The organism is Streptomyces sp. NPDC050619 (assembly GCF_040654815.1).
Lineage (GTDB): Bacteria > Actinomycetota > Actinomycetes > Streptomycetales > Streptomycetaceae > Streptomyces.
Window position 1 is genome coordinate 40,614 of the sequence record NZ_JBFAIR010000020.1, and the last position, 19,347, is coordinate 59,960.

General features: G+C 70.3%; 30 protein-coding genes. All 30 read left to right on the top strand.

Features of this window, described 5'->3' with window-relative positions; genetic code table 11:
• Positions 1-30: 30 nt before the first annotated feature.
• The 30 genes from AB0I77_RS29555 to AB0I77_RS29700 all read left to right on the top strand — a co-directional run bounded on the left by AB0I77_RS29555 (position 31) and on the right by AB0I77_RS29700 (position 19,344).
• Positions 31-279 (top strand): hypothetical protein, encoded by a 249-nt coding sequence (locus AB0I77_RS29555; protein ID WP_363285778.1) that lies wholly within the window; start codon positions 31-33, stop codon positions 277-279.
• 96 nt (positions 280-375) lie between these two features.
• Positions 376-801, top strand: coding sequence for a hypothetical protein (locus tag AB0I77_RS29560; protein WP_363285779.1), 426 nt, complete (start codon positions 376-378; stop codon positions 799-801).
• Entirely contained in the window at positions 798-1,283 is a 486-nt protein-coding gene (locus AB0I77_RS29565; RefSeq protein ID WP_363285780.1) for a hypothetical protein, read from the top strand. Before AB0I77_RS29560 ends, AB0I77_RS29565 begins: the two co-directional genes overlap by 4 nt.
• Positions 1,280-1,987, top strand: a complete 708-nt coding sequence (locus AB0I77_RS29570) for a hypothetical protein (RefSeq protein ID WP_363285781.1) — start codon at positions 1,280-1,282, stop codon at positions 1,985-1,987. Before AB0I77_RS29565 ends, AB0I77_RS29570 begins: the two co-directional genes overlap by 4 nt.
• A complete protein-coding gene (locus AB0I77_RS29575) occupies positions 1,984-2,811 on the top strand; it encodes a MerR family transcriptional regulator (protein WP_363285782.1) in 828 nt (275 codons plus the stop codon). The genes AB0I77_RS29570 and AB0I77_RS29575 overlap by 4 nt, the downstream gene beginning before the upstream one ends.
• The gene (locus tag AB0I77_RS29580) at positions 2,808-2,984 is read left to right on the top strand and encodes a hypothetical protein (protein WP_363285783.1); all 177 of its coding nucleotides are present in this window, start codon (positions 2,808-2,810) and stop codon (positions 2,982-2,984) included. Before AB0I77_RS29575 ends, AB0I77_RS29580 begins: the two co-directional genes overlap by 4 nt.
• Complete coding sequence (locus AB0I77_RS29585) at positions 2,981-3,298, top strand: hypothetical protein (protein WP_363285784.1); 318 nt, start codon at positions 2,981-2,983, stop codon at positions 3,296-3,298. Before AB0I77_RS29580 ends, AB0I77_RS29585 begins: the two co-directional genes overlap by 4 nt.
• A 1-nt stretch (position 3,299) precedes the next feature.
• Entirely contained in the window at positions 3,300-3,476 is a 177-nt protein-coding gene (locus tag AB0I77_RS29590; RefSeq protein ID WP_363285785.1) for a hypothetical protein, read from the top strand.
• Positions 3,477-3,573: 97 nt separating this feature from the next.
• A complete protein-coding gene (locus tag AB0I77_RS29595) occupies positions 3,574-3,780 on the top strand; it encodes a hypothetical protein (protein ID WP_363285786.1) in 207 nt (68 codons plus the stop codon).
• Between the two features lie 2 nt (positions 3,781-3,782).
• Positions 3,783-4,118, top strand: coding sequence for a DUF6257 family protein (locus AB0I77_RS29600; RefSeq protein WP_363285787.1), 336 nt, complete (start codon positions 3,783-3,785; stop codon positions 4,116-4,118).
• 82 nt (positions 4,119-4,200) lie between these two features.
• Positions 4,201-6,291, top strand: coding sequence for a cell division protein FtsK (locus AB0I77_RS29605; RefSeq protein WP_363285788.1), 2,091 nt, complete (start codon positions 4,201-4,203; stop codon positions 6,289-6,291).
• A gap of 186 nt (positions 6,292-6,477) precedes the next feature.
• On the top strand, positions 6,478-6,678 hold the full coding sequence (locus AB0I77_RS29610; RefSeq protein ID WP_363285789.1) for a hypothetical protein: 201 nt from the start codon (positions 6,478-6,480) through the stop codon (positions 6,676-6,678).
• A 125-nt stretch (positions 6,679-6,803) separates the two neighbouring features.
• Positions 6,804-7,019 carry a hypothetical protein gene (locus AB0I77_RS29615; RefSeq protein ID WP_363285790.1) on the top strand — a complete coding sequence of 72 codons (216 nt, stop codon included), beginning with the start codon at positions 6,804-6,806 and terminating at the stop codon, positions 7,017-7,019.
• A 78-nt stretch (positions 7,020-7,097) separates the two neighbouring features.
• Positions 7,098-7,469 carry an HNH endonuclease signature motif containing protein gene (locus AB0I77_RS29620; RefSeq protein WP_363285791.1) on the top strand — a complete coding sequence of 124 codons (372 nt, stop codon included), beginning with the start codon at positions 7,098-7,100 and terminating at the stop codon, positions 7,467-7,469.
• A 211-nt stretch (positions 7,470-7,680) separates the two neighbouring features.
• A complete protein-coding gene (locus AB0I77_RS29625; RefSeq protein WP_363285792.1) occupies positions 7,681-8,154 on the top strand; it encodes a hypothetical protein in 474 nt (157 codons plus the stop codon).
• A complete protein-coding gene (locus tag AB0I77_RS29630) occupies positions 8,138-9,757 on the top strand; it encodes a hypothetical protein (RefSeq protein ID WP_363285793.1) in 1,620 nt (539 codons plus the stop codon). Before AB0I77_RS29625 ends, AB0I77_RS29630 begins: the two co-directional genes overlap by 17 nt.
• Positions 9,758-9,771: 14 nt before the next feature.
• Positions 9,772-11,220: a phage portal protein gene (locus AB0I77_RS29635; RefSeq protein WP_363285794.1), complete on the top strand. Its 1,449-nt coding sequence runs from the start codon at positions 9,772-9,774 to the stop codon at positions 11,218-11,220.
• The gene (locus AB0I77_RS29640) at positions 11,217-12,161 is read left to right on the top strand and encodes a hypothetical protein (protein ID WP_363285795.1); all 945 of its coding nucleotides are present in this window, start codon (positions 11,217-11,219) and stop codon (positions 12,159-12,161) included. The genes AB0I77_RS29635 and AB0I77_RS29640 overlap by 4 nt, the downstream gene beginning before the upstream one ends.
• A 43-nt stretch (positions 12,162-12,204) precedes the next feature.
• A complete protein-coding gene (locus AB0I77_RS29645; RefSeq protein WP_363285796.1) occupies positions 12,205-12,885 on the top strand; it encodes a hypothetical protein in 681 nt (226 codons plus the stop codon).
• A 21-nt stretch (positions 12,886-12,906) separates the two neighbouring features.
• Positions 12,907-13,758 (top strand): N4-gp56 family major capsid protein, encoded by an 852-nt coding sequence (locus tag AB0I77_RS29650; RefSeq protein WP_363285797.1) that lies wholly within the window; start codon positions 12,907-12,909, stop codon positions 13,756-13,758.
• Positions 13,758-13,961 (top strand): hypothetical protein, encoded by a 204-nt coding sequence (locus AB0I77_RS29655; protein WP_363285798.1) that lies wholly within the window; start codon positions 13,758-13,760, stop codon positions 13,959-13,961. Before AB0I77_RS29650 ends, AB0I77_RS29655 begins: the two co-directional genes overlap by 1 nt.
• A gap of 37 nt (positions 13,962-13,998) precedes the next feature.
• Positions 13,999-14,568 carry a hypothetical protein gene (locus tag AB0I77_RS29660; RefSeq protein WP_363285799.1) on the top strand — a complete coding sequence of 190 codons (570 nt, stop codon included), beginning with the start codon at positions 13,999-14,001 and terminating at the stop codon, positions 14,566-14,568.
• Positions 14,565-14,903, top strand: a complete 339-nt coding sequence (locus tag AB0I77_RS29665) for a head-tail adaptor protein (RefSeq protein ID WP_363285800.1) — start codon at positions 14,565-14,567, stop codon at positions 14,901-14,903. The genes AB0I77_RS29660 and AB0I77_RS29665 overlap by 4 nt, the downstream gene beginning before the upstream one ends.
• Before the next feature lie 9 nt (positions 14,904-14,912).
• Positions 14,913-15,239 (top strand): hypothetical protein, encoded by a 327-nt coding sequence (locus AB0I77_RS29670; RefSeq protein WP_363285801.1) that lies wholly within the window; start codon positions 14,913-14,915, stop codon positions 15,237-15,239.
• 2 nt (positions 15,240-15,241) lie between these two features.
• Positions 15,242-15,622 (top strand): HK97-gp10 family putative phage morphogenesis protein, encoded by a 381-nt coding sequence (locus AB0I77_RS29675; protein WP_363285802.1) that lies wholly within the window; start codon positions 15,242-15,244, stop codon positions 15,620-15,622.
• The gene (locus AB0I77_RS29680) at positions 15,619-16,020 is read left to right on the top strand and encodes a DUF3168 domain-containing protein (protein WP_363285803.1); all 402 of its coding nucleotides are present in this window, start codon (positions 15,619-15,621) and stop codon (positions 16,018-16,020) included. Before AB0I77_RS29675 ends, AB0I77_RS29680 begins: the two co-directional genes overlap by 4 nt.
• 12 nt (positions 16,021-16,032) lie before the next feature.
• Entirely contained in the window at positions 16,033-16,455 is a 423-nt protein-coding gene (locus tag AB0I77_RS29685) for a phage tail tube protein (RefSeq protein WP_363285804.1), read from the top strand.
• A 1-nt stretch (position 16,456) separates the two neighbouring features.
• Positions 16,457-16,822 (top strand): hypothetical protein, encoded by a 366-nt coding sequence (locus AB0I77_RS29690; RefSeq protein ID WP_363285805.1) that lies wholly within the window; start codon positions 16,457-16,459, stop codon positions 16,820-16,822.
• Positions 16,823-16,872: 50 nt separating this feature from the next.
• Positions 16,873-17,166 (top strand): DUF4035 domain-containing protein, encoded by a 294-nt coding sequence (locus AB0I77_RS29695; RefSeq protein WP_363285806.1) that lies wholly within the window; start codon positions 16,873-16,875, stop codon positions 17,164-17,166.
• Between the two features lie 54 nt (positions 17,167-17,220).
• Positions 17,221-19,344 carry a hypothetical protein gene (locus AB0I77_RS29700; RefSeq protein WP_363285807.1) on the top strand — a complete coding sequence of 708 codons (2,124 nt, stop codon included), beginning with the start codon at positions 17,221-17,223 and terminating at the stop codon, positions 19,342-19,344.
• Positions 19,345-19,347: the final 3 nt, after the last annotated feature.

A 19,347-nucleotide genomic window follows, 5' to 3' on the forward strand; every position in this document is an offset into this window, starting at 1 on the left:
CCAACACCGGTGTTGGATACTGTCATGGGGATGGAACCGAAGTCCTGGCGGGACCGGGTCCACGAGGAAGAGACGCTGTTGGAGCAGCTGAACAGCCTCGTATCCGATGCCGCCACACGACGAGCCGAGGCCCTGCGCGCAGGCGTAGCGGACCTCGGCACGGTCGCCGACGTCGCCCGCGATCTCGGGCGCAGCTGGCAGGCCGTCGACCAAGCGCTCAAGCGCGACGAGCGCAAACGAAAGAAGGCGTCCGAACCGGACGCCACGACAACCGAATAGACCACGAGGGCCGGACGGCAGCACGGGTGTTGGAGCACCCGGCGCGCGCACCGCCCGACCCTCTACCGAACATCCTGACTACGACAGGAGTCGGCTATGGCTTACTCTGCCATGCCCGCAGGCACGCCTGCGATCACCCCGGCGCAGCAGCTCAACGACCTGTTCGCCGCCGCATACCGCGAGTACCGGCCCATGGTGCGCAACACCATCATCGGCCGACTCTCCCAGTACGGCCCCGTCGACACCCACCTCGCCGAAGACCTCACCCAGAACACCTTCCTCGCGCTCTACCGGTACGGCGACCGCATCCAGTACGGCACCCCCCGCATCGGCGGCCTCCTGCGCGTCATGGCCCGCCAGTCCATCGGCCACCACTACCGGCTCCTGCGCAACCAGAACGAGAAGCCCGCCGACACCGGCCACTGGTCGTTCAGCAACCGCGAGATGGGCGGCACCGCCGCCGGCTACTACTTCCCGGCCGCCACCGGCTTCCGCACCGCTGACCTTGGTGGTGCCCGATGACCGACCCCACGTCCGCAGGCGGGGAAGACAGCACCTCGCGCCCCATCGAGCCGAGCGACCTCGACGTCGCGATCAGCGTCGCCCGGCAGCTCCTCGAGAGCCGCAGCGTCCTCTCCCTCCGCGAATCCCTGCGCCTCCTGCTCCGCGCCCTCGACGCCGAGCCCGACACCGAGAAAGGGCCGGAGCTAGTCCCGACCCCTGGCGGCGAACCGATGACCGCCAAGACCACCCCGCCCACCGAGGCCCGCGAACTGCGCGACCTGCTCGCCGCGATCCGCGAAGCCCTCACCCTCCCGTTCGACACCGCCGACTACGACCGCCGCCTCATCGCGCGAGCCGGCTGGGCCCGGGCCGTCGTCGACGCCGTCCTCGACAACCCCGGCGAGGACATCGGCTGGAACGCCGACTTCCTCCACAGCAAGCTCACCGCCGAGCAGGCCGACGCCGAGGCCCGCGCCTCGAAGCGGGGTGAGGGTCAGTGAGCACCCCGCCGCCCAGCTTCGGGCCCACCGAGATCATCCGCGACGAAGACACCGAGGCATTCGCGATCGTCCAGCTCGCCCTGGCCGTGCCCCGCGACCAACTGCGCGCCGCACTCCTCATCGGACACGCCCAGATGGCCGGTGAGCCCCCACTCGCCGACATGGACGTCCTCGACATTCGCCGCGAAGTCGAGGGCTACCTCGGGGCATGCGCCGTCATCGACCTGTACCGCGAGGCCGACACCATCACCGTCCGCCTCGCCGAACACCCCGAACTGGCCGCCGAACTCGACGCCGCCATCGACCGCGCCTACAAGCCCCGCCCCGCCCCGCCCGTGCAGCAGCCGGTGTACGGGGACGGCACGGTCACCCTCGACACCCTCGACCACGGCCGCATCACAATCCCGGAACCAACCTGGTGCACCGGCCACGACGGCGAGCAGATCGTGCAGCGCATCGACATCGCTCACGTCGGGGCGGCGACGGCCGGCGAGTACGCGGGCGTCGACTTCCTACCCGCCAGGATCTCGTGGGGCCCGTTCGCGGAACTGCGGCCGGAGCCGTACCCGCTCGCGGACGTCGACGAGTTCCCCGGCATGGACCCCGACGAACTGCGGGAGCTGGCCGCCGAGGTCGGCCTGCACGCCGGGCGCCTCTACTCGAAGGCCAACGAGCTCGACCGGATCCGCAGGGGGCAGGCATGAGCCGCATCCGCCGCGCCACCGCCAGGCTGGCCCGCCCCTTCCGCCCCGCACCCTCCACCGGCCGCCGCACCGCCGCCCCGATGTGGGTACGCGGCCTCACCGCCGGCGGACGGCCCGTCGTCCTCGGCGTCGCTCTGCTGATGTGCGCGCCCGGCGAGTACCACCTCGCCGAGAACGCCGGCTGGAAAGACCCGTTCACCTACGGCATGCCGGTCGTCCTCAGCGCGTATGCGGGCATCGCGGCCGCCGTCGCCTCCACCCGCCGCCGAGGTGACCGTGGACGCTGGTCCGCGATCATCGGCGCGTGCCTCGCCCTCGGTCTCGCCATGGCCGCCCAGGTCGTGTCCCATCTGATCGACACCGGGCATCTCACCGCCGACCAGCCCACGCTGATCGCAGTCACGTCGCTCGTCCCGCCCGCAGTCGTCGGACACCTCCTGCACCTCGCGGCCACCCCGCCGGACGCACAGGACGCCACCGCGTCCCCTACCGTCCCGAGCGTCCCCGAGGCCGCACACGCCCCACTGCCCGAGCCACTCGAACCGCCCACCATCACCCTCGAACGCGACACCCAGCAGGACGCCGCCAGGACGCCCGAACTCCCGCCCGGGACGCAGGAGGACGCCGAGGACGCGGACGACGGGCCACCGCCCGAGCCGCCCCTCATGACGTCCTCTCAGGTCGCCGAGAAGTACGGCATCGACCCGTCCACCGTCCGATCGTGGGTCCAGGTAGGACGCCTCACCGTCCACACCAAGGACGCCCGAGGACGCAACCTGTTCCACCCGGACGCGCTCCCTGAGCTGGAGGCGGTGCGGTCATGATGCGCCTCGTCTTCGGGGCCGTCCTCGGCCTGCTCGTCGCCTACCCGGCCCTGCTCGCCGTCGTCCTGGCGGTGGTCGGCGCCGTCGTCTCACAGCCCGCCGTCCTCGCGTTCGCGGCCGGCGTGACGCTGTGGCCGCGCCTGGCACGCCGCGTCCGGGGGTGGACCACATGAGCGACGCCCTCGACAAGGCGGAGGCCGCCGCGAGAGAGGCCTCGACCAACACGGACATCGTCCGGATCGTGGCCGCCGTCCTCGCCGCGCAGCAGGCAGTACAGCAGCAGCCCGCCCCAGCACCGTGCCAGCACCAGCACGACCGCCGCCCCGGCCGCAGTACCGGCGAGTGGCTGGCCATCAGCTGCGCCGTCTGCGTCGGCGGCATCGGCATCGCATTCGCCTCCATCGCCATCGCCATCGGCGGGATCTCCGTCGCGATCCTCGCCCTCGTCCTGCGCTCGATGTGGCGCGACTTCCAGAAGGGCCGCTGACATGACCGTTCTGGACATGCACTTCCACTGCTCCGACTGCCACCCGCAACTACAGCCAGGCGTCACGCCCGCCATCTGCGGCCGGACCATCCCGCCGCCCACCGTCGGCAACGGCCCGGTCCGCAAGTGCCCGGGCTGCAAGCGGGCTCTGCCCAAGCACAGGGCAAGCCACCGCTGACCTGCCCTTCCGTCCCCCGCCAACCATGGTGCAGACGACCACGGTTGCGGGGGTGCGGTGGGGCCGGACAGCCCGGCCCGTTCAAGAAGGGACCACCGTGACCCGTGCCGAGGCACTACAGGAAGCCATCGAGGCCGCCGCAAGGGCGAAGAAGCTGGCCGCCGACGTCGAGCGGAACGCCCACCACGCGGACCGCCTCGGGAGCGTCCCCCGGTTGGCCGCGGCCGGCGCCACGTGGGCGGACACCGCCCGCGCCTACGCCGCCATCGCCGCCGTACTGCCCGAGACCACCACGGAGGACTGATCATGCCCACCTCGTACACCGGAGCCGAGAAGCGCCGCATCGCCTGGCTCACCCTCAAGGCCGGCAAGCAGTCCCTGGCTGGCGACCGCAACGTCGACACGATCGACCCCAAGGTCAAGGCCGAGATGGACCGCATCGAGGAGCGGGCCGCGGAGCGCGGCGAGCGCGAAATGCAGGCCCTGAAGCGGAAGCTGAGCCAGGCCCGCGAGGACGCCGCCACCGCGAAGGCCGCCATGCGCACCAGCCGCGGTCCCGAGCGTGCCGCCGCCCGCCGCGAGATGCACGACCACGAGGCCGCCGCCCGCCGCGTCGAACGCGAACTGCGCCGCTACCAGTAGCGCCCCGGGGACGGCGTCCTACCGCCAAGCAGCCGCCGTCCCCGGGCCTCCGTACCCCAGCAAGAGGCAGGAAGCCCCAAGCATGACCGACATCCTGATCAAGCCGCTACAGGACGCCTTCCAGGACGCCCAGGACGCGCCCGACGTCACCCAGGACGTCGAAGCCGTCGACCGTCCCGACAACCCGCTCGCCGACTGGCTCACCGTCCCTGACGCCCCGATCCTCCCCGCCTGGGCCCGCAACTGGGCCTCCGTCCGAGCCAACAGCGGCGCCTTCGTCAAGGTCACCTGGTGGCACAGCCGCTACCACGCCCTCCGCAGCCCCAAGTACGCCGTCAAGGTCGTCGGCTACTCCGCGCGCGGCGCCTTCCGAGGAGGACGCCGCCTCTGGCCCGTCCTCGCCGCGCAGGACCACAGCGCGGGCGTGAAGGCGCTGCGTGCGCAGGCGAAGGCCAAACCTGAAGACGTCACCCTCGCCGCCCAGTTCGTCATGGCGCACCGCGAGCGGACCGTCGCTCGTCGCTGGCGCTGGGGTACGGCGCTCGGCCTCGCCTCCGCCGCAGCCGTGGCCCTCAACTACGCCTCCCTCGGCCTCCAGTTCGCCGCCGGCTGCATGATGTGCGGCGGCCTGTCCGCCATCGGCTGGTCCGACCAGGCACAGATCCTCGACCACGGCACGCCGCCCCTACGCATCGCCATGGACTCCCAGCAGCTCAACGACGCCCTCCGCGCCACCGGCCTGCTCAAGCAGGGCAAGGGCGACGACGACGGACCCAAGGTCAACTGCGTCATGGGGCCGCTGCGTGACGGCAACGGCTGGGCAGTCGTCTTCGACCTACCCCGAGGCGGCGGGAAGACCGCAGCCGACGTCCTCGCCAAACGCACAGCCATCGCCGCCGAGCTGGGCGTCGATGAGATCCAGGTCATCATGTCCCGCGTCCGCGCCGCTCACGGCGGCAACGCTGGCCGCGTGTCCATGTGGGTCGCCGACGACGACCCCTACCTCTCGCCGCCCACCACGTCGCCCCTCGAACGGCTGGACGTCTTCTCCATCTGGGACGCCGTCCCCTTCGGCCAGGACGCCCGCGGCAACCGCATCTCCATCCCGATCATCTGGCAGTCCATGTTCTTCGGCGGCCTGCCCCGCCGCGGCAAGACGTTCAGCCAGCGACTGCTCACCGCCGCCGGCCTACTCGACCCCTACGTGCGGCACTACGTCGCCGACTTCAAGGGCGGCCAGGACTGGATCCAGATGCGGCAGGTCGCCCACCGTCTCGTCCTCGGCGCCGAAGAAGACGCCATCGCCGCCTTCAAAGCGCTGCTGAAGGAACTGCTCGGCGAGATGGAACGCCGCTTCTCCATCCTGCGCGGCCTGCCCACCTCCATCTGCCCCGAAGGCAAGCTCACCCCTGAGATCGTCAAGCGCTACAACATGCCCGTCATCCTGTTCACCGTCGACGAGTTGCAAGAAGCGTTCCTCGCCGTCGACGACCAAGAACGCGAAGAGATCATCAACGACATGGCGCGCATCGCCCGCCGTGGCCCCGCCGCCGGGTTCATCTCCAACTACGCCTCACAGCGGCCCGACGCCAAGTCCGTGCCTACCAAGCTCCGCGAGATCATCACCATCCGCTACTCGACCCAGGTCACCGACCAGACCAGCTCCGACATGGTCCTCGGCAAGGGCAAGGCCGCTCAGGGCGCGGACGCGTCCGTCCTGTCCGAGGACCACCTCGGCGTCGGCGTCCTCGTCACCGGCCCCGCCTCCTTCGTCACCGTCAAGGCCGACAAGCTGGAGACCGCCGCCTTCAACGCCATGTGCTCCAAGGGCCGCGCCCTGCGCGAGCAGGCCGGACAGCTCACCGGGGACGCCGCCAGCGACCCCGCAGCACGAGCGGACGCGACCGGGATCACCATCAGTCCCGTCCTGTCCGACTGCCTCGCCGTGATGCGCCACAGCCCCAAGATGCACACCGTCGACATCCTCGCCCGCCTGGAGAACCTCGACGAGGACTACGGCGACTGGGACGCCGAACGCCTCGCCAAGGAACTCGAAGACGCCGGCGTGAAGCGCACCACCAAGCAGGTCAACATCGGCGGCAAGAACCTCGCCGGATACCGCCGCGAAGACCTCGAAGCGGCCATGCCCGCCGAACTCCTCAACGCGCGGTAGAGGGGGCCCCTCTACAAACCCCTCTACGAGACCCCCCCTTCGGGCCCCGCTACCAGGCGGGTGGATCTAGAGGGGGGCCTCTACCGTCGTAGACCCCCCTGTAGTGGCCCCCGACCTGCGATGTAGTGGGCTTAGAGGGGGTACAGGTTCACCCCCAACAGACGCTCCAGACGGCATCATGGGGCCATGGAGTCGCAGATCATCCGGCCCGGCCACCTCACCGCCCACCAGACCGCCCAACAACTCGGCATCACCCTCGAAGGCGTCCGCAAGCTCGTCCAACGCGGCAAGCTCACCCGCTCCGGCGGAAGCCCCCGACAGCCCTGGTACGCCTTCCAGGACGTCGCCGCGCTCGCCGCCAAACGCCCCGCACGCAACACAGCTTGACCGCAGGTCAGAGGCGTGTCACGATCTCGGTGAACAGATGTGCCCTCAACCGGCACCACAGACGCACGCGAAGCCTCAGCCAATCCCCCCGGCTGGGGCTTCGTCGTGTCCAGGAGGGAGAACGCGTGCTGACCCTCGACGCCGCACCGCACCACGTCACCATCGCCCGGCAGGTCCAGACCCTGCCACCCCAGGACGGATGGGCCTGCCAGGAGACCACCAACCACGGGTGGGCCACCTGCCCCTGCGGCTTCAACACCGGGCTCGTCGACAAGACCGAAGCCGGACGCCTCGGCTACCAGCACGCAGGGCTCCCGCACCCCGGAGGCCAGAAGCCATGACCCTGTTCGAGATCCTCGTGTGCATCTTCCTGGGCATCATCGCCCTCAGCCACCTCCGCGGCTGGCGACCCTAGCCCCATGCCCAGCCGCGCACTCCAGGTCTGCCCTACGCCTGGCTGCCCCACCCTCACCACCAGCGGACGCTGCGAGCCCTGCCAGACCAAGGCGCAACGCCGGCGCCCCAGCGCAGCCACCAAGGGCTACGACACCCGCTGGACACGCACACGCTCCGCCTACCTCCGAGCCCACCCCTACTGCGAGTGCGACGAGTGCGAGGCCATGCCCCCGCTCCTGCGTCCCCGCGCCACCGAGGTCAACCACCGCGACGGCCTCGGCCCCCTCGGACCACGCGGCCACGACTGGACCAACCTGCAGGCCATGACCAAGGCCCACCACTCCAGGCACACCGCACGCGAGCAGCCCGGAGGCTGGAACGACCGCGAAGAGTGACCAGATGACAAAACCGCAGGTCAGAGGCCCTTTTGGTTACAAAAGTGCAGGTCAGAGGAGTGGGGGGTGACCCCTTCGGTCTAGGGGGTCCTGAACGCCGGGGAGGGCTCTGCGAGGCCTGCCAGGTCAGAGGGTCCTTGATCAACTGTGGGCTGTCACGCAAGGTGACGGCCGTCGGTGCTGCGCAACGCAGCTCGGAGGAGTGATCGCTATGCCCCGTGGGGGACACGCCGCATCCGGTCCGCCGCCTGACCCCAAGTCGCTGAGGTCCGCGAAGGCTGTGCAGGCCGGCGGCTGGACGACGCTGCCGGCGGAGGGCCGCACCGGTCCGGCGCCGGAGTGGCCGCTGACCGAGCAGACCGACCGCGAGGCGGCGCTATGGGATGACCTGTGGGCCAAGCCGCAGGCGGTCGCATGGGAGCAGTTGGAGCAGGTTCTCGAGGTCGCACTGTTCTGCCGGACCTTGGCGGAGGCTGAGCGTCCGGACTGCCGGGTCGATGTGAAGAAGATGGTCCGCAGCTACCTCGACAGTCTCGGGCTGAGCGTGGCGGGCATGCTGCGAAACCGGTGGAAGGTCGCCCCGGCCGCCGAGGTGGAAGAGCCGCCCGCGCCCACGGCCGCGCCCGCACGCCGCCCGAGCGCGCGTGACCGGCTGAGGGTCGTGCCCAGTGGCGAAGGCGCCTGACCCTGGCTTCGTCGTCGACTTCCCCACCCTGTGGGTGGTCCCGGACTGGATCGAAGAGCACTGCCCGATCCCGGACGGTTTCCGTGCGGGTGAGCGCATGGAGCTGTACCCGTGGCAGCTGTGGTGCACGGTCAATCACTACCGCGTGCGCCCCGAGGCGACGATGGGCCAGCTCGCGCCGGCGTTCTTCTACCGGCGCTCGCAGATCGTGGCGCCGCAGAAGACCGGCAAGGGCCCGTGGTCGGCGACGATCACCCTGGCGGAGTCGGTCGGCCCGGTCGTCTTCAGCGGCTGGGCGCGCGGCGGCGAGCGGTACCGGTGCGCGAACCACGGCTGCTCGTGCGGCTGGTGGTACGAGTACGAGCCGGGTGAGCCGATGGGGCGGCCGTGGCCGACTCCGCTGCTCCAGCTGATGGCGACGTCCGAGGCGCAGGTCGACAACATCTACCGGCCGTTGCAGTCGATGGTGAAGCGCGGCCCGCTCGGCGAGCGGATGAAGGTGGGCGAGGAGTTCACCAGGGTCGGCGAGGACGGCAAGATCGAGACGGTCACGTCGTCGGCGCTGTCCCGGCTGGGCAACCCCATCATCTTCGCCATGCAGGACGAGTCGGGCCTGTACACCGCGGCGAACAAGCTGCGGAAGGCGGCGGAGACGCAGCGCCGTGGTGCGGCCGGCATGGGCGGCCGGTCGATGGAGACGACGAACACGTGGGATCCGTCGGAAGGCTCGGTAGCGCAGACAACCGCAGCGTCCAAGGTTCGGGACATCTTCCGCTACCACCCGCAGGCCCCGAAGTCGCTGTCGTACAAGGACAAGCGGCAGCGCCGCAAAATCCACACGATCGTGTACGCGGGCTCGGCGCACGTCGACCTCGACGCGATCGAGGCCGAGGCCGCCGAGCTGATGGAGCACGACCCCGCGCAGGCGGAACGCTTCTACGGCAACCGCGTGGTGTCGGGCACGTCGACGTGGCTGGACGGCGCGAAGTGGGAGGCCCGGGCGAAGCCGCGCGTGGTGAAGCCGCGCACGCCGGTGGTGGGCGGGTTCGACGGCTCGGACATCGACGACCACACCGCGATCCGGCTGGAGACTCTGGACGGCTACCAGTTCACGCCCACTTACGGGCCGGACCGGCTGCCGACCGTGTGGAATCCGGCGGACTACGGCGGGCAGGTACCCCGGCTTGAGGTCCAGGCCGCCATGGACGAGGTCATGCGCACCTACAACGTGGTGCTGCTGTACGCGGATCCGCCGTACTGGGAAACCGAGGTCGACGGATGGGCGGAGAAGCACGGCGAGCGCAAGGTGATCCGCTGGTACACCCGCCGGATCGTGCAGATGCACGCGGCGTGTGAGCGGCTGAAGACCGACGTGGCGAAGAAGGACACCACCTTTTCTCACGACGGCTGCCCGATCACCGCGGAGCACGTGGCCAACACGCGCGCGGCCGCACGGCCGCAGAAGCGTTACGTGCTGACCAAGGCGTCCGAGGTCCAGAAGATCGACGCGTGTGTCACCTCGATCCTCGCGCACGAGGCGGCCGGTGACGCCATCGCGGCAGGCCTCGCCGTCCAGAAGAAGAGCTACTACTACGGCGCTTGAGAGGGGGCCTGGGTATGGCCGACGAGCAGGAGCTCAGCAAGGCGAAGGCCCTCGTCGAGACGCTGGAGAACGAACTGGCCGCGCGTTGCCGGCCAATCGACACGTACAAGGCGTACTACCGCGGCGAGCAGCCGCTGAAGTTCGCCTCGGACGAGTTCCGCAAGTACCACGGAGCCCGTTACAAGGACTTCGCCGACAACTGGGTGCAGGTCGTGGCCGACAGCCCGGTGGAGCGGCTGACCGTCAACGGCATCAAGCCCTACGGCCTGGACCAGTCCGATGCCGAGTCGATGCGGGTGTGGCAGGCCAACGGACTGGACGCCGACAGCCAGCTGGGTTTCCTCGGCGCGGTCACCTCCGCCCGGGCGTTCGCCCTGGTGTGGGGTGACCCGGACGACGACGAGACCCCGGTGGTGACGTTCGAGGACGCCTCCAGTTGCATCGTCGCCTACGAGCCGGGCAGCCGGCGCAAGCGGCGGGCGGCCCTTCGGCGCTGGCAGGACGGCAACAAGTACATGGCCGTGCTGTATCTGCCCGATCAGGTGTGGAAGTTCGAGCGGCCGGTGGAGCGCCGGACGAAGACCGAGGACATGGCGGAGGCCGACACGCTGCTCGACGGCTGGCAGCCGCGGGAGATGCGCGACGAGCCGAACCCGCAGCCCAACCCCATGGGCGTGGTGCCGGTAGTGGAGCTGCTCAACCGGCCCCTGCTCGTCGACGATCCGATCTCTGATGTGGCCGGCGTTGTGCCGATGCAGGACGCGGTGAATCTGCTGTGGGCGCAGCTGTTCACCGCTTCCGACTACGCGGCGTTCCCTCAGCGGGTCGTCCTCGGCGCGGAACGCCCGATGATCCCGATCCTGAACGCCGCCGGTGACGTCGTCGGTGAGAAGCCGCTGGACCTGGAGAAGCTGGCCGCAGACCGGATTGCATTCATCACCGGCGAGAACGCCAAGATCGCTGAGTGGACGGCGGCCAACCTGGAGGCGTATACGAAGGTGATCGAGGTCGCGGTCGGGCACATCGCCGCGCAGACCCGCACCCCCCAGCATTATCTGATCGGGAAGATGGCCAATCTCAGCGCCGATGCGCTGCTCGCTGCGGAGACCGGTCTGGTGAAGCGGGTGGAGGAGAAGCAGCTCTGGTACGGCCAAGCCCTGCGTGAGGTGTTCGCCCTGGTCGCGCTGGCGCGCGGCGAGGACGACAAGGCGAGGGCCTTGCGCTCGGGTTACATGCTGTGGGCAGATTCGGAGTCTCGCTCGCAGGCGCAGTTGGCGGACGCGCTGCTGAAGTTGAAGCAGATCGGATTCCCGTTCGAGTTCCTGGCCCAGCGCTACGGGCTCACCCCGGCCGAGGTCGTAGACCTGCTGAAGATGATCGAGCGGGAGAACGAGCTGGACCCGCTCGGCGCGGCGGCCGCCCTGATGACCCAGCGTCCCGCACCCGCCGAGGAGGCGGTGTGAGCGCGCCGCCCGCCGCGCAGGACCACCAGCAGCAGCGGGCGGCGACGGCGGCGGTCACGGCGGCCGCGGTGCGGCAGGTGTGGAACACCGTCGACCCCGACCGGCTGGAGGCGTCGTGGCTGGCTCGGGCGGCGCTGGTCGCGGAACTGATCCGGAACGGGCAGATGGCGGCCGCGTCGACAGCCGAGCCGTGGCTGTCGCTGGAGGCCGGCCCCGGCGAGGGCACCGTGGATCCGGAGACGGCGGTGGAGGCGACCGGAGACCTCGGCGTTCCCTTGCTGTATCCGCTGATCATTGCCCTGAACCGGCTGGGCCGCGGCTTCACCACCGCCATGTCGATCCTGTCCGGGGCGTACTTCCTGGAGATGGTCACCCGCTCCCTCGTCGCCGACGCGGGCCGGATCGCCGACATGGCGGGGATGATCGCCCGCCCGCGCGTCGTGTCCTACGTGCGCGTGATCGAACTGCCCGCGTGCGCCCGGTGCATCATCCTCGCCGGACGCGAGTACACGCTGTCGGAGGGGTTCCTGCGGCATCCGCGCTGCGACTGCACGCTGGCGCCGAGGCGGCCCGGCGATACCTGGGAACTGGCCTCGCCGTCCTCACTGTTCGAGCAGATGTCACCCGCCCAGCAGCGGCGCGCGTTCGGTGAGACCGCCGTGCAGGCCATCGGTGAGGGCGCGGACATCGCGCAGGTTGTCAACGCCCGCCGCGGTATGACCACGATGACCCGCTACGGCCGCGAGGTGCAGGCCACGACCGAGGGCACCACCCGCCGGGGCCTGTACGGCTCCCGTGCGAGGAAGTTCGAGAAGGCCGCGGGCGCCCGCTACGCGCGTGCGAAGACCCCCCGGCTGATGCCCGAGGAGATCTACCGCCTGGCCGACGGCGACCGCGAGCACGCCATCCGCCTGCTCAAGCGCAACGGCTACATCGTCTGACCGGGCGCAACGCCCGGCCCTCAACCCGCAACGGGAGAGATCCATGAGCACGCCCACACCTGTCTCCGACGCGCCCGCCGCCCCGGCCACGGACGACGCCGCACCGGACCTCGTCGACGACGCCCCCGAGAGCGCGGTCAATGAGCCGGGCGACGACGACCCGGAGGGAGCCGACCAGCTCGGCGACGCGGGAAAGCGCGCGCTGGACTCCATGAAGGACAAATGGAAGTCCGAGCGCGACAAGCGGCGCGAGCTCGAGGCGAAGCTGGCCGCGAAGGACAAGCCCGCCGACGGCGACCAGCGCGACCCCGAGGCCATCGTGCGCCAGGCAGAGCAGGCCGCCCTGTCCAAGGCCAACGCCCGCATCATTCGCGCCGAGGTGAAGGCCGCGGCCGCGGGCAAGCTCGCCGACCCCGCCGACGCCTACCGGTTCCTGGACCTGGCGCAGTTCGAGGTCGACGACGACGGCAACGTCGACGCCGACGAGATCGGTGACGCGATCGCCGACCTGATCCAGTCCAAGCCCTACCTGGCCGTGCAAAGCGGCACCCCCAAGCCGCGGTTCGAAGGGACCGCGGATTCCGGCGCCCGCAAGGGGACTGGCCGGCCCGCTCAGCTCACCGAAGCCGACGTCAAGCGTCTGTCCGCGGAGGGCAAGCACGCCGAGATCCTCAAGGCCCGCGAAGAGGGCCGCCTCGCGGATTACCTCGGCACCACCCAGTAACCCCTGACAGGAGAAACCGTCATGGCCATCAGCGCCTTCAAGCCGGAGATCTGGAACGCGGATCTTCTGGTCACCCTGGAGAAGTCCCTCGTCTACGCGGCCCCGGGTGTCGTGAACCGCGACTATGAGGGCGACATCGCCCAGTACGGCGACACCGTCCACATCACCACCCTCGCCGACCCGACCGTCGGCACGTACACCCCGCACGCCGACATCACCATCGAGGACGTCGACGACAGCGACCAGACGCTGCTCATCGACCAGGCGAAGTACTTCGCTTTCGAAGTCGACGACGTGGAGAAGCGGCAGGCCCGCAACGGTGGCGCCGTCCTCACCGAGCAGGCCCGCAAGGCCGCGTACAAGCTGCGCGACGTCGCCGACCAGTACGTGGCGGGCCTCATGGCGGCCGGTGTCTCCGCAGGCAACATCGTTGCCGAGCAGACCCTGGCCACCCCGGCCGCCGCCTACAACCTGCTCGTCGACCTGGGCGTCATCCTCGACGTCGACGACGTTCCCAGCGAAGGCCGGTGGGTGGTGGTCACCCCGGCTTTCCACGGGCTGCTGCTGAAGGACGAGCGGTTCGTTGCGGCGGGCGACGCAGCAGGCGCCGCTACCCGCGCGAACGGCATGGTCGGCGAGGCTGCCGGGTTCTCGATCCGCAAGTCCAACAACCACCCGGCGGGTCCGGGCGCGGGCGCGGGGCGGCTGATCCTCGCGGGCTACTCGGGTGCGGCCACCTACGCCGAGCAGATCAACAACACCGAGGCGGCCCGCAAGGAGAAGGGCTTCGCGGACATCGTGAAGGGCCTGCACCTGTACGGCGGGAAGGTCGTCCGTCCGACCGGCCTGGCCGCGGCCGACGTCATCATCTGATGCGCGCCGGTGACACGCTCCGCTTCCGTGGCCCTGCGGGGGCGGAGTTCGTCGTGACGGTCGGGGCCGCATTCGACGAGCGGACCATCAAGGCCCGCATCGACTCCGGCGAGTGGACGCCCGTCGACAAGCCACAGGCCAAGCAGGCTCCGCGTAAGCAGGCCGCGAAGAAGGCAGCGGCCAAGCCCCCAAGCAGCGAGTAGAAAGGGGGCCACCGTGGCTCTTGCCCCGCTGGCGACGGTGGCCGACCTGACCGCCCGTGGCCTGACCGTCGGCGCCTCGGAGACGGCGCTCTTGGGCGTCTACCTCGACGTCGCCTCCACGGCCGTGCGCACGGCGGCAGGCGTGCCGATCAGCCAGACCACATCCACCGTGATGCTGGAGGGCGACGTGTCGCAGTGGCTGCATTTGCCCGGCCCGCCGGTCACCGCTGTGTCCGCGGTCAAGGTGGACGGCGAGACGGTCACCGACTTCAAGCTGCGTGCCAGCAAGCTGTGGCGCGCATGCGGCTGGTCGGATCCGTGCGAACCGTCCGAAGTCGAAGTCACCCAAACGCACGGCCTGCCCACCGTCCCGGCAGACATCGTCGATCTGGTATGCCGGATCGCCGCCGCCACACTCATCGCCTACCGCTCGCAGCCAGACGGTGAGGGCCTGGCCGCGAAGGACGTCCGGTCCGAGCGGATCGGCGACTATTCCGTGCAGTACGGCGACAGCGGCCGTATCACCGAGGTCGAGCTGCCCGACTACCTGCGCGAGCAACTGCGCGCACGGTTCGGCGGCGGCGTCGCGGTGGTGAAGTCCCGATGAGCCGCGTAGGCCGCCTGCTCAACACCACCGTCCCGGTCTTTCGGGCGAGCACCGTCGACGACGGGGGCGGCGGCCAGGAAACCACCTGGGTCACGGTCGGCACCCCGCGCGCACGCCGCTCGCAGCCGTCCGCACGCGAGCGGCAGGCCGCCGACCAGGCCGGCGCCCAGCTGGACGAGACCTGGTACTTCCACCCCGACGCCGGCGTGCGGCGCGGCGACGAACTGCGGCCGCTCGGACGGGTGCTGGAGGTCATCGCCGTCTTCGAGCCGTCCGAGCCCGGCACCTACCTGCGGGCGGACTGCACCACCCGCCAACAACTGAACGGAAGTTGAGGACCCATCATGGCCATCCTGTCCGCGCAGGCCCTGCCCCTGTCTGGGCTACAGCCCACCTACGCCAACGCCGCCGGCGGCGGCGACCAGGCCCCGATCGGGGAGAAGCTGGTGCTGCACGTCCGCAATGGCGACGCCACCGCCAAGACCGTCACCGTCGCCACCCCCGGCACCGTCGGGGACCTGGCCGTGGCCGATGCCGTACAGGTCATCCCGGCTGCCGGCAACGCGTTGATCCCGCTCAAGTCCGTGTTCCGGGACCCGGCGACCGGACGGGCCGGCATCACGTACAGCGCGGTCACCAGCGTCACCGTGGCCGTCCTACAGCTGCCCTGACTGTGGCCCGCCGCATCAGGCTGGACGGCCTCCAGCGGGCGCTGCGCGCGATCGAGCGGGTGCCCGAGGCGATGCGCGAGGCCCGCACGGAGACGCTGCACGAGTGGGCGGACAGCGTCCAGGACACCGCCAAGGAACGGGTGCCGCAGGACGAGGGCAACCTGTGGCAGGCCCTCGACCAGCGCGTGAACGAGCACTTCGGCCGTGCCGAGGTCGGCGTGTGGGAGGCGGACGAGCTGGAGTACGCCCAGTACGTCGAGAAGGGCACCAGCAGCATGCCCGATCAGCCCTACCTGGTGCCCGCGTTCGACGAGCACCGACGGCAGGTCACCCGCACCTACCGGGTCGCGTTCCGACGGCACATGGGAGGGGCTGCCCCGTGACGGCCGCCCTGTGGCCGCTCCAGCAGGCCGTCTACGCCAAGCTCACCGGCCACGCCCCGCTGATGACGCTGGTGTCCGGCGTGTACGACGAGGTCCCCGAGACTGCCGCGCACCCCTACGTGACGCTCGGCTCGATCACCGAGAACGTCGACGACGCCCACAACCAGCGCGGCCTGGACGCCTCGGTGGTGCTGCACGTGTGGTCGAAGTACCGCGGCTTCAAGGAGGCCGCGACCATCCTCGCCGCCCTCGACACGGCCCTCGACCGGCAGCCGCTCACGGTGGCCGGCTTCACCGACGTGTCGATCGCCCACCAGCAGCACACGCAGGTGCGCGACCCCGACCCCGAGATCAGGCACATCAACGTCAGCTATCGCGTGTGGCTGACCAAAGCGTAAGGAGGACAGGCCATGGCTGGTCTGGACGCTTTCGGCACCCAGCTGCAACGCGGTGACGGTGCCACCCCGACCGAGACGTTCGCGGCGCTCGCGAACGTCACCGACATCACCCCTCCGGGCATCGAGCGGGAGACCTACGACGTCACCGCCCACGACAGCCCGGAGGCGTGGCGGGAGTTCATCGGCGGTCTGAAGGACGGCGGCGAGGTGGAGATCGAGGTCAACTACGACCCGCGTGACCACGACGCGCTGATCGCCGACTTCGCCGACCCCAACCCCCGCAACTACAAGGTCGTCTGGCCCCAGAACCTGGGCAACTGGGCGTTCGGGGCGATCCTGACGAACTTCGAGCCCGAGGCACCGCACGACGACAAGCTCGCCGCGAGCCTGACGTTCAAGGTGTCCGGCAAGCCGACCATCACAACGGGAGCATGAAGTGACGTACCTGTCCGCTGAGCAGATCCTCGGCGCCGACGACCTCGCCTGCGAGGACGTGCCCGTTCCCGAGTGGGGCGGCACGGTGCGGGTGCGGGAGCTGCCCGGCACCGAACGCGACAAGTTCGAGTCGGCGTTCGTCGGCAAGGACGGCGCCAGCGTCCGCGCCGAGGGCCTGGAAGGATTCCGCGCCCGCCTCGCCGCAGCCTCCATCGTCGACGCCGACGGCAAGCAGCTGTTCCGGTCCGTCGCCGAGGTCAAGCGGTTGGGCGAGAAGTCCGCCCGCGCATTGCAGCGGGTGTGTGACGTCGCCACCCGCCTGTCGAAGATGTCCGAGGAGGACGTCAAGGAGCTCACGGGAAACTGAGGGCGCGGCCCAGTCGGCAATTCTATTTCCGGCTGGCCGCGCACCTCGGGATGACCGTGCGGCGCCTGCTCGCCGAGACCGGATCGGCGGAGCTGGCCGAGTGGCAGGCCTACGAGAAGCTCACCGGGCCGCTGGGCGGTGCGCGCGGTGACGTCCAGGCCGCGATGATCGCGTCCGTCATCGCGGGCGTGAACCGCGGCAAGGGCCAGCGGGCGCCGACGGTGGCCGACTTCATGCCCCGCTGGGACAGGGCCAAGGTCCGCAAGACGCCCGAAGAACTGTTCCGTCAGGCGCAGATGGCGAACGCTGCCCTCGGCGGCGGCTTCAACACCACAACTCCATAGGGGACTCCGGGTCCCGTCTGAAGGGGGTGATGGCCTGTGGCCACGCTCGCCTCCATGACGGTGCGCCTGGGCATCGACACCGACGCCGTGCGCGAGGGCGCGGCCAAGGCCAAGAGCATCCTGGGCGGCCTGGGCAAGGCCGTCGCCGGGCTCGGCGTCGGCGTGCCGGCCGCTGCGGCGGTGGCCGCCGGTGTCGGCGGCATGGCGGCCGCCTTCGCCAGTGCGGGTATCGCTGCGAAAGCCTTCCAGCTGGCGGTCGGTCCGCAGATGCAGGACGTCGCCGACGTCGCCGGTCTGGCCGAGGAGGCGGAGAAGGCGGCCGCGGCCGGCGCCGAGGACGCGGCGGAGAAGCAGAAGGCCTATAACGACGCCCTCAAGGAGCTGCCGCCGTCCACGCAGGCGATGGCCAAGGAGTTCATCGGGCTGAAGAAGGACTACCGCCAGTGGTCCGACGAGCTGTCCAGCTCGACCATGCCCATTTTCACCAAGGGCCTGGAGGTGGCGCGGCGTCTGCTGCCGCTGCTGACGCCGTTCGTCAAGGAAGCCTCCAAGGCGTTCGGGGAGTTCGTCGACGAGATCGACCGCAGCACCCAGGGCAAGGGCCTGGACAAGTTCGCCGACTCCATGGCGAAGGTCGCCGGGCAGAACCTCAAGAGCCTCCTGGGCGGCCTGAAGAACATCGCCGTCGGGGTCGGCGGGGTGATCAAGGCGTTCCTGCCGCTGTCGGACGAGATGAGCGGCGGGTTCGAGGAGTCCACAGCGGCGTTCGCCAGGTGGGGCCAAGGCCTGTCCGAGTCGGAAGGCTTCGCCGAGTTCGTCGAGCTGGCCCGGCAGGGCGGGCAGACGCTGGGCGCGCTGGCCTCCGCGGCGCTGAAGGTGCTGGTGGCGTTGGCGCCGTTGATCGGGGTGACGGCGGTCATCGCCCTGCACCTGGCCGAGTTCATCAACTCGCTTCCCCCGTCGGCGGTGCAGGCCCTGGCCTACGCGATCCTCGCCGCCGTCGTCGCCTTCAAGACGTTCGTCGCGGTCTCGGCGGCGGTCGACACCGCGAGCGCTCTGATCGACTCCCGGCTGGGGAGGCTGGCCCGCCGCTGGGTGGCCACCGCGGCCACGAGCATCAAGTCGGGGGTGCGGATCGCCGCCTCGGCGACGGTGAGCGCCGCGCGTACCGGGGGCGCGTGGGCGGCCGCGGCCGCACGCGCGACCGTCACCTGGCTGGCCACCATGATCCGGGTGGCCGCGGTCACCGTCGCACGGTTCGCGATGATGGCCGGGCGGGCGATCTGGTGGGCGGCGACCATGGCCGCGCAGTGGCTGATCGCGTTCTGGCCCATCGCCCTGGTCATCGCTGCTGTCGCGGGACTGGTCGCGCTGATCATCATCTACTGGGACGAGATCAAGGCGTTCACGCTCGCCGTCTGGGACTGGATCTGGCAGAAGATCCAGTCAGCCGTCGCTTTGATGCTGGCCGCGATCGACCTGCTCGCCGCGATCCCCGGCAAGATCGGTGGCTGGTTCACCCAGGCCAAGGACGCCGCGATCGCTCGGGCGGTCCAGCTGGTCACATGGATGGCCGGCCTGCCGGGGCGGGTGAGAAATGCCCTGGCCGGGCTGCTCGGCGTCGCTCGGCAGCGGGCGAGCTCGGCGTTCCAGGCCTTCCGTGACGCGGCCGTGAACAAGGCGGTGGCCTTCGTCTCCTGGGTGACCGGCCTGCCCGGCCGGATCTCGCGCGCCATCGGCTCCCTCTCCGACCTCCTCGTCGGCAAAGGCCGCGACGTGGTGACCGGCCTGTGGCGCGGCATCCAGTCCATGGGCGGCTGGCTGCGCTCCACCCTGATCGGCTGGGCGAAGGACCTGATCCCCGGGCCGATCGCCAAGGCACTAGGCATCGGCAGCCCTTCGAAGGTCATGGCCAAGCAGATCGGCCGCTGGCTGCCGCCCGGCATCCTCCAAGGCGCCCAGGACGAGGCACCGGCCATGAACAAGGCCCTGTCCGGCCTGGTCGACGTGCCCGGCCTCGGAGCCGTCAACCGCGGCCGCCGCTCCCAGCTCGCCACCCAAGCGGCCGGACTGCGCATCGAGCTGGCCGGCCCCGCGGACATGAAGCGCCTCATCCGCCGCATCGTGCAGACCAACGGCCGCGGCGGCGACACCGACGACACCTTCGGCACCAAGTAAGGA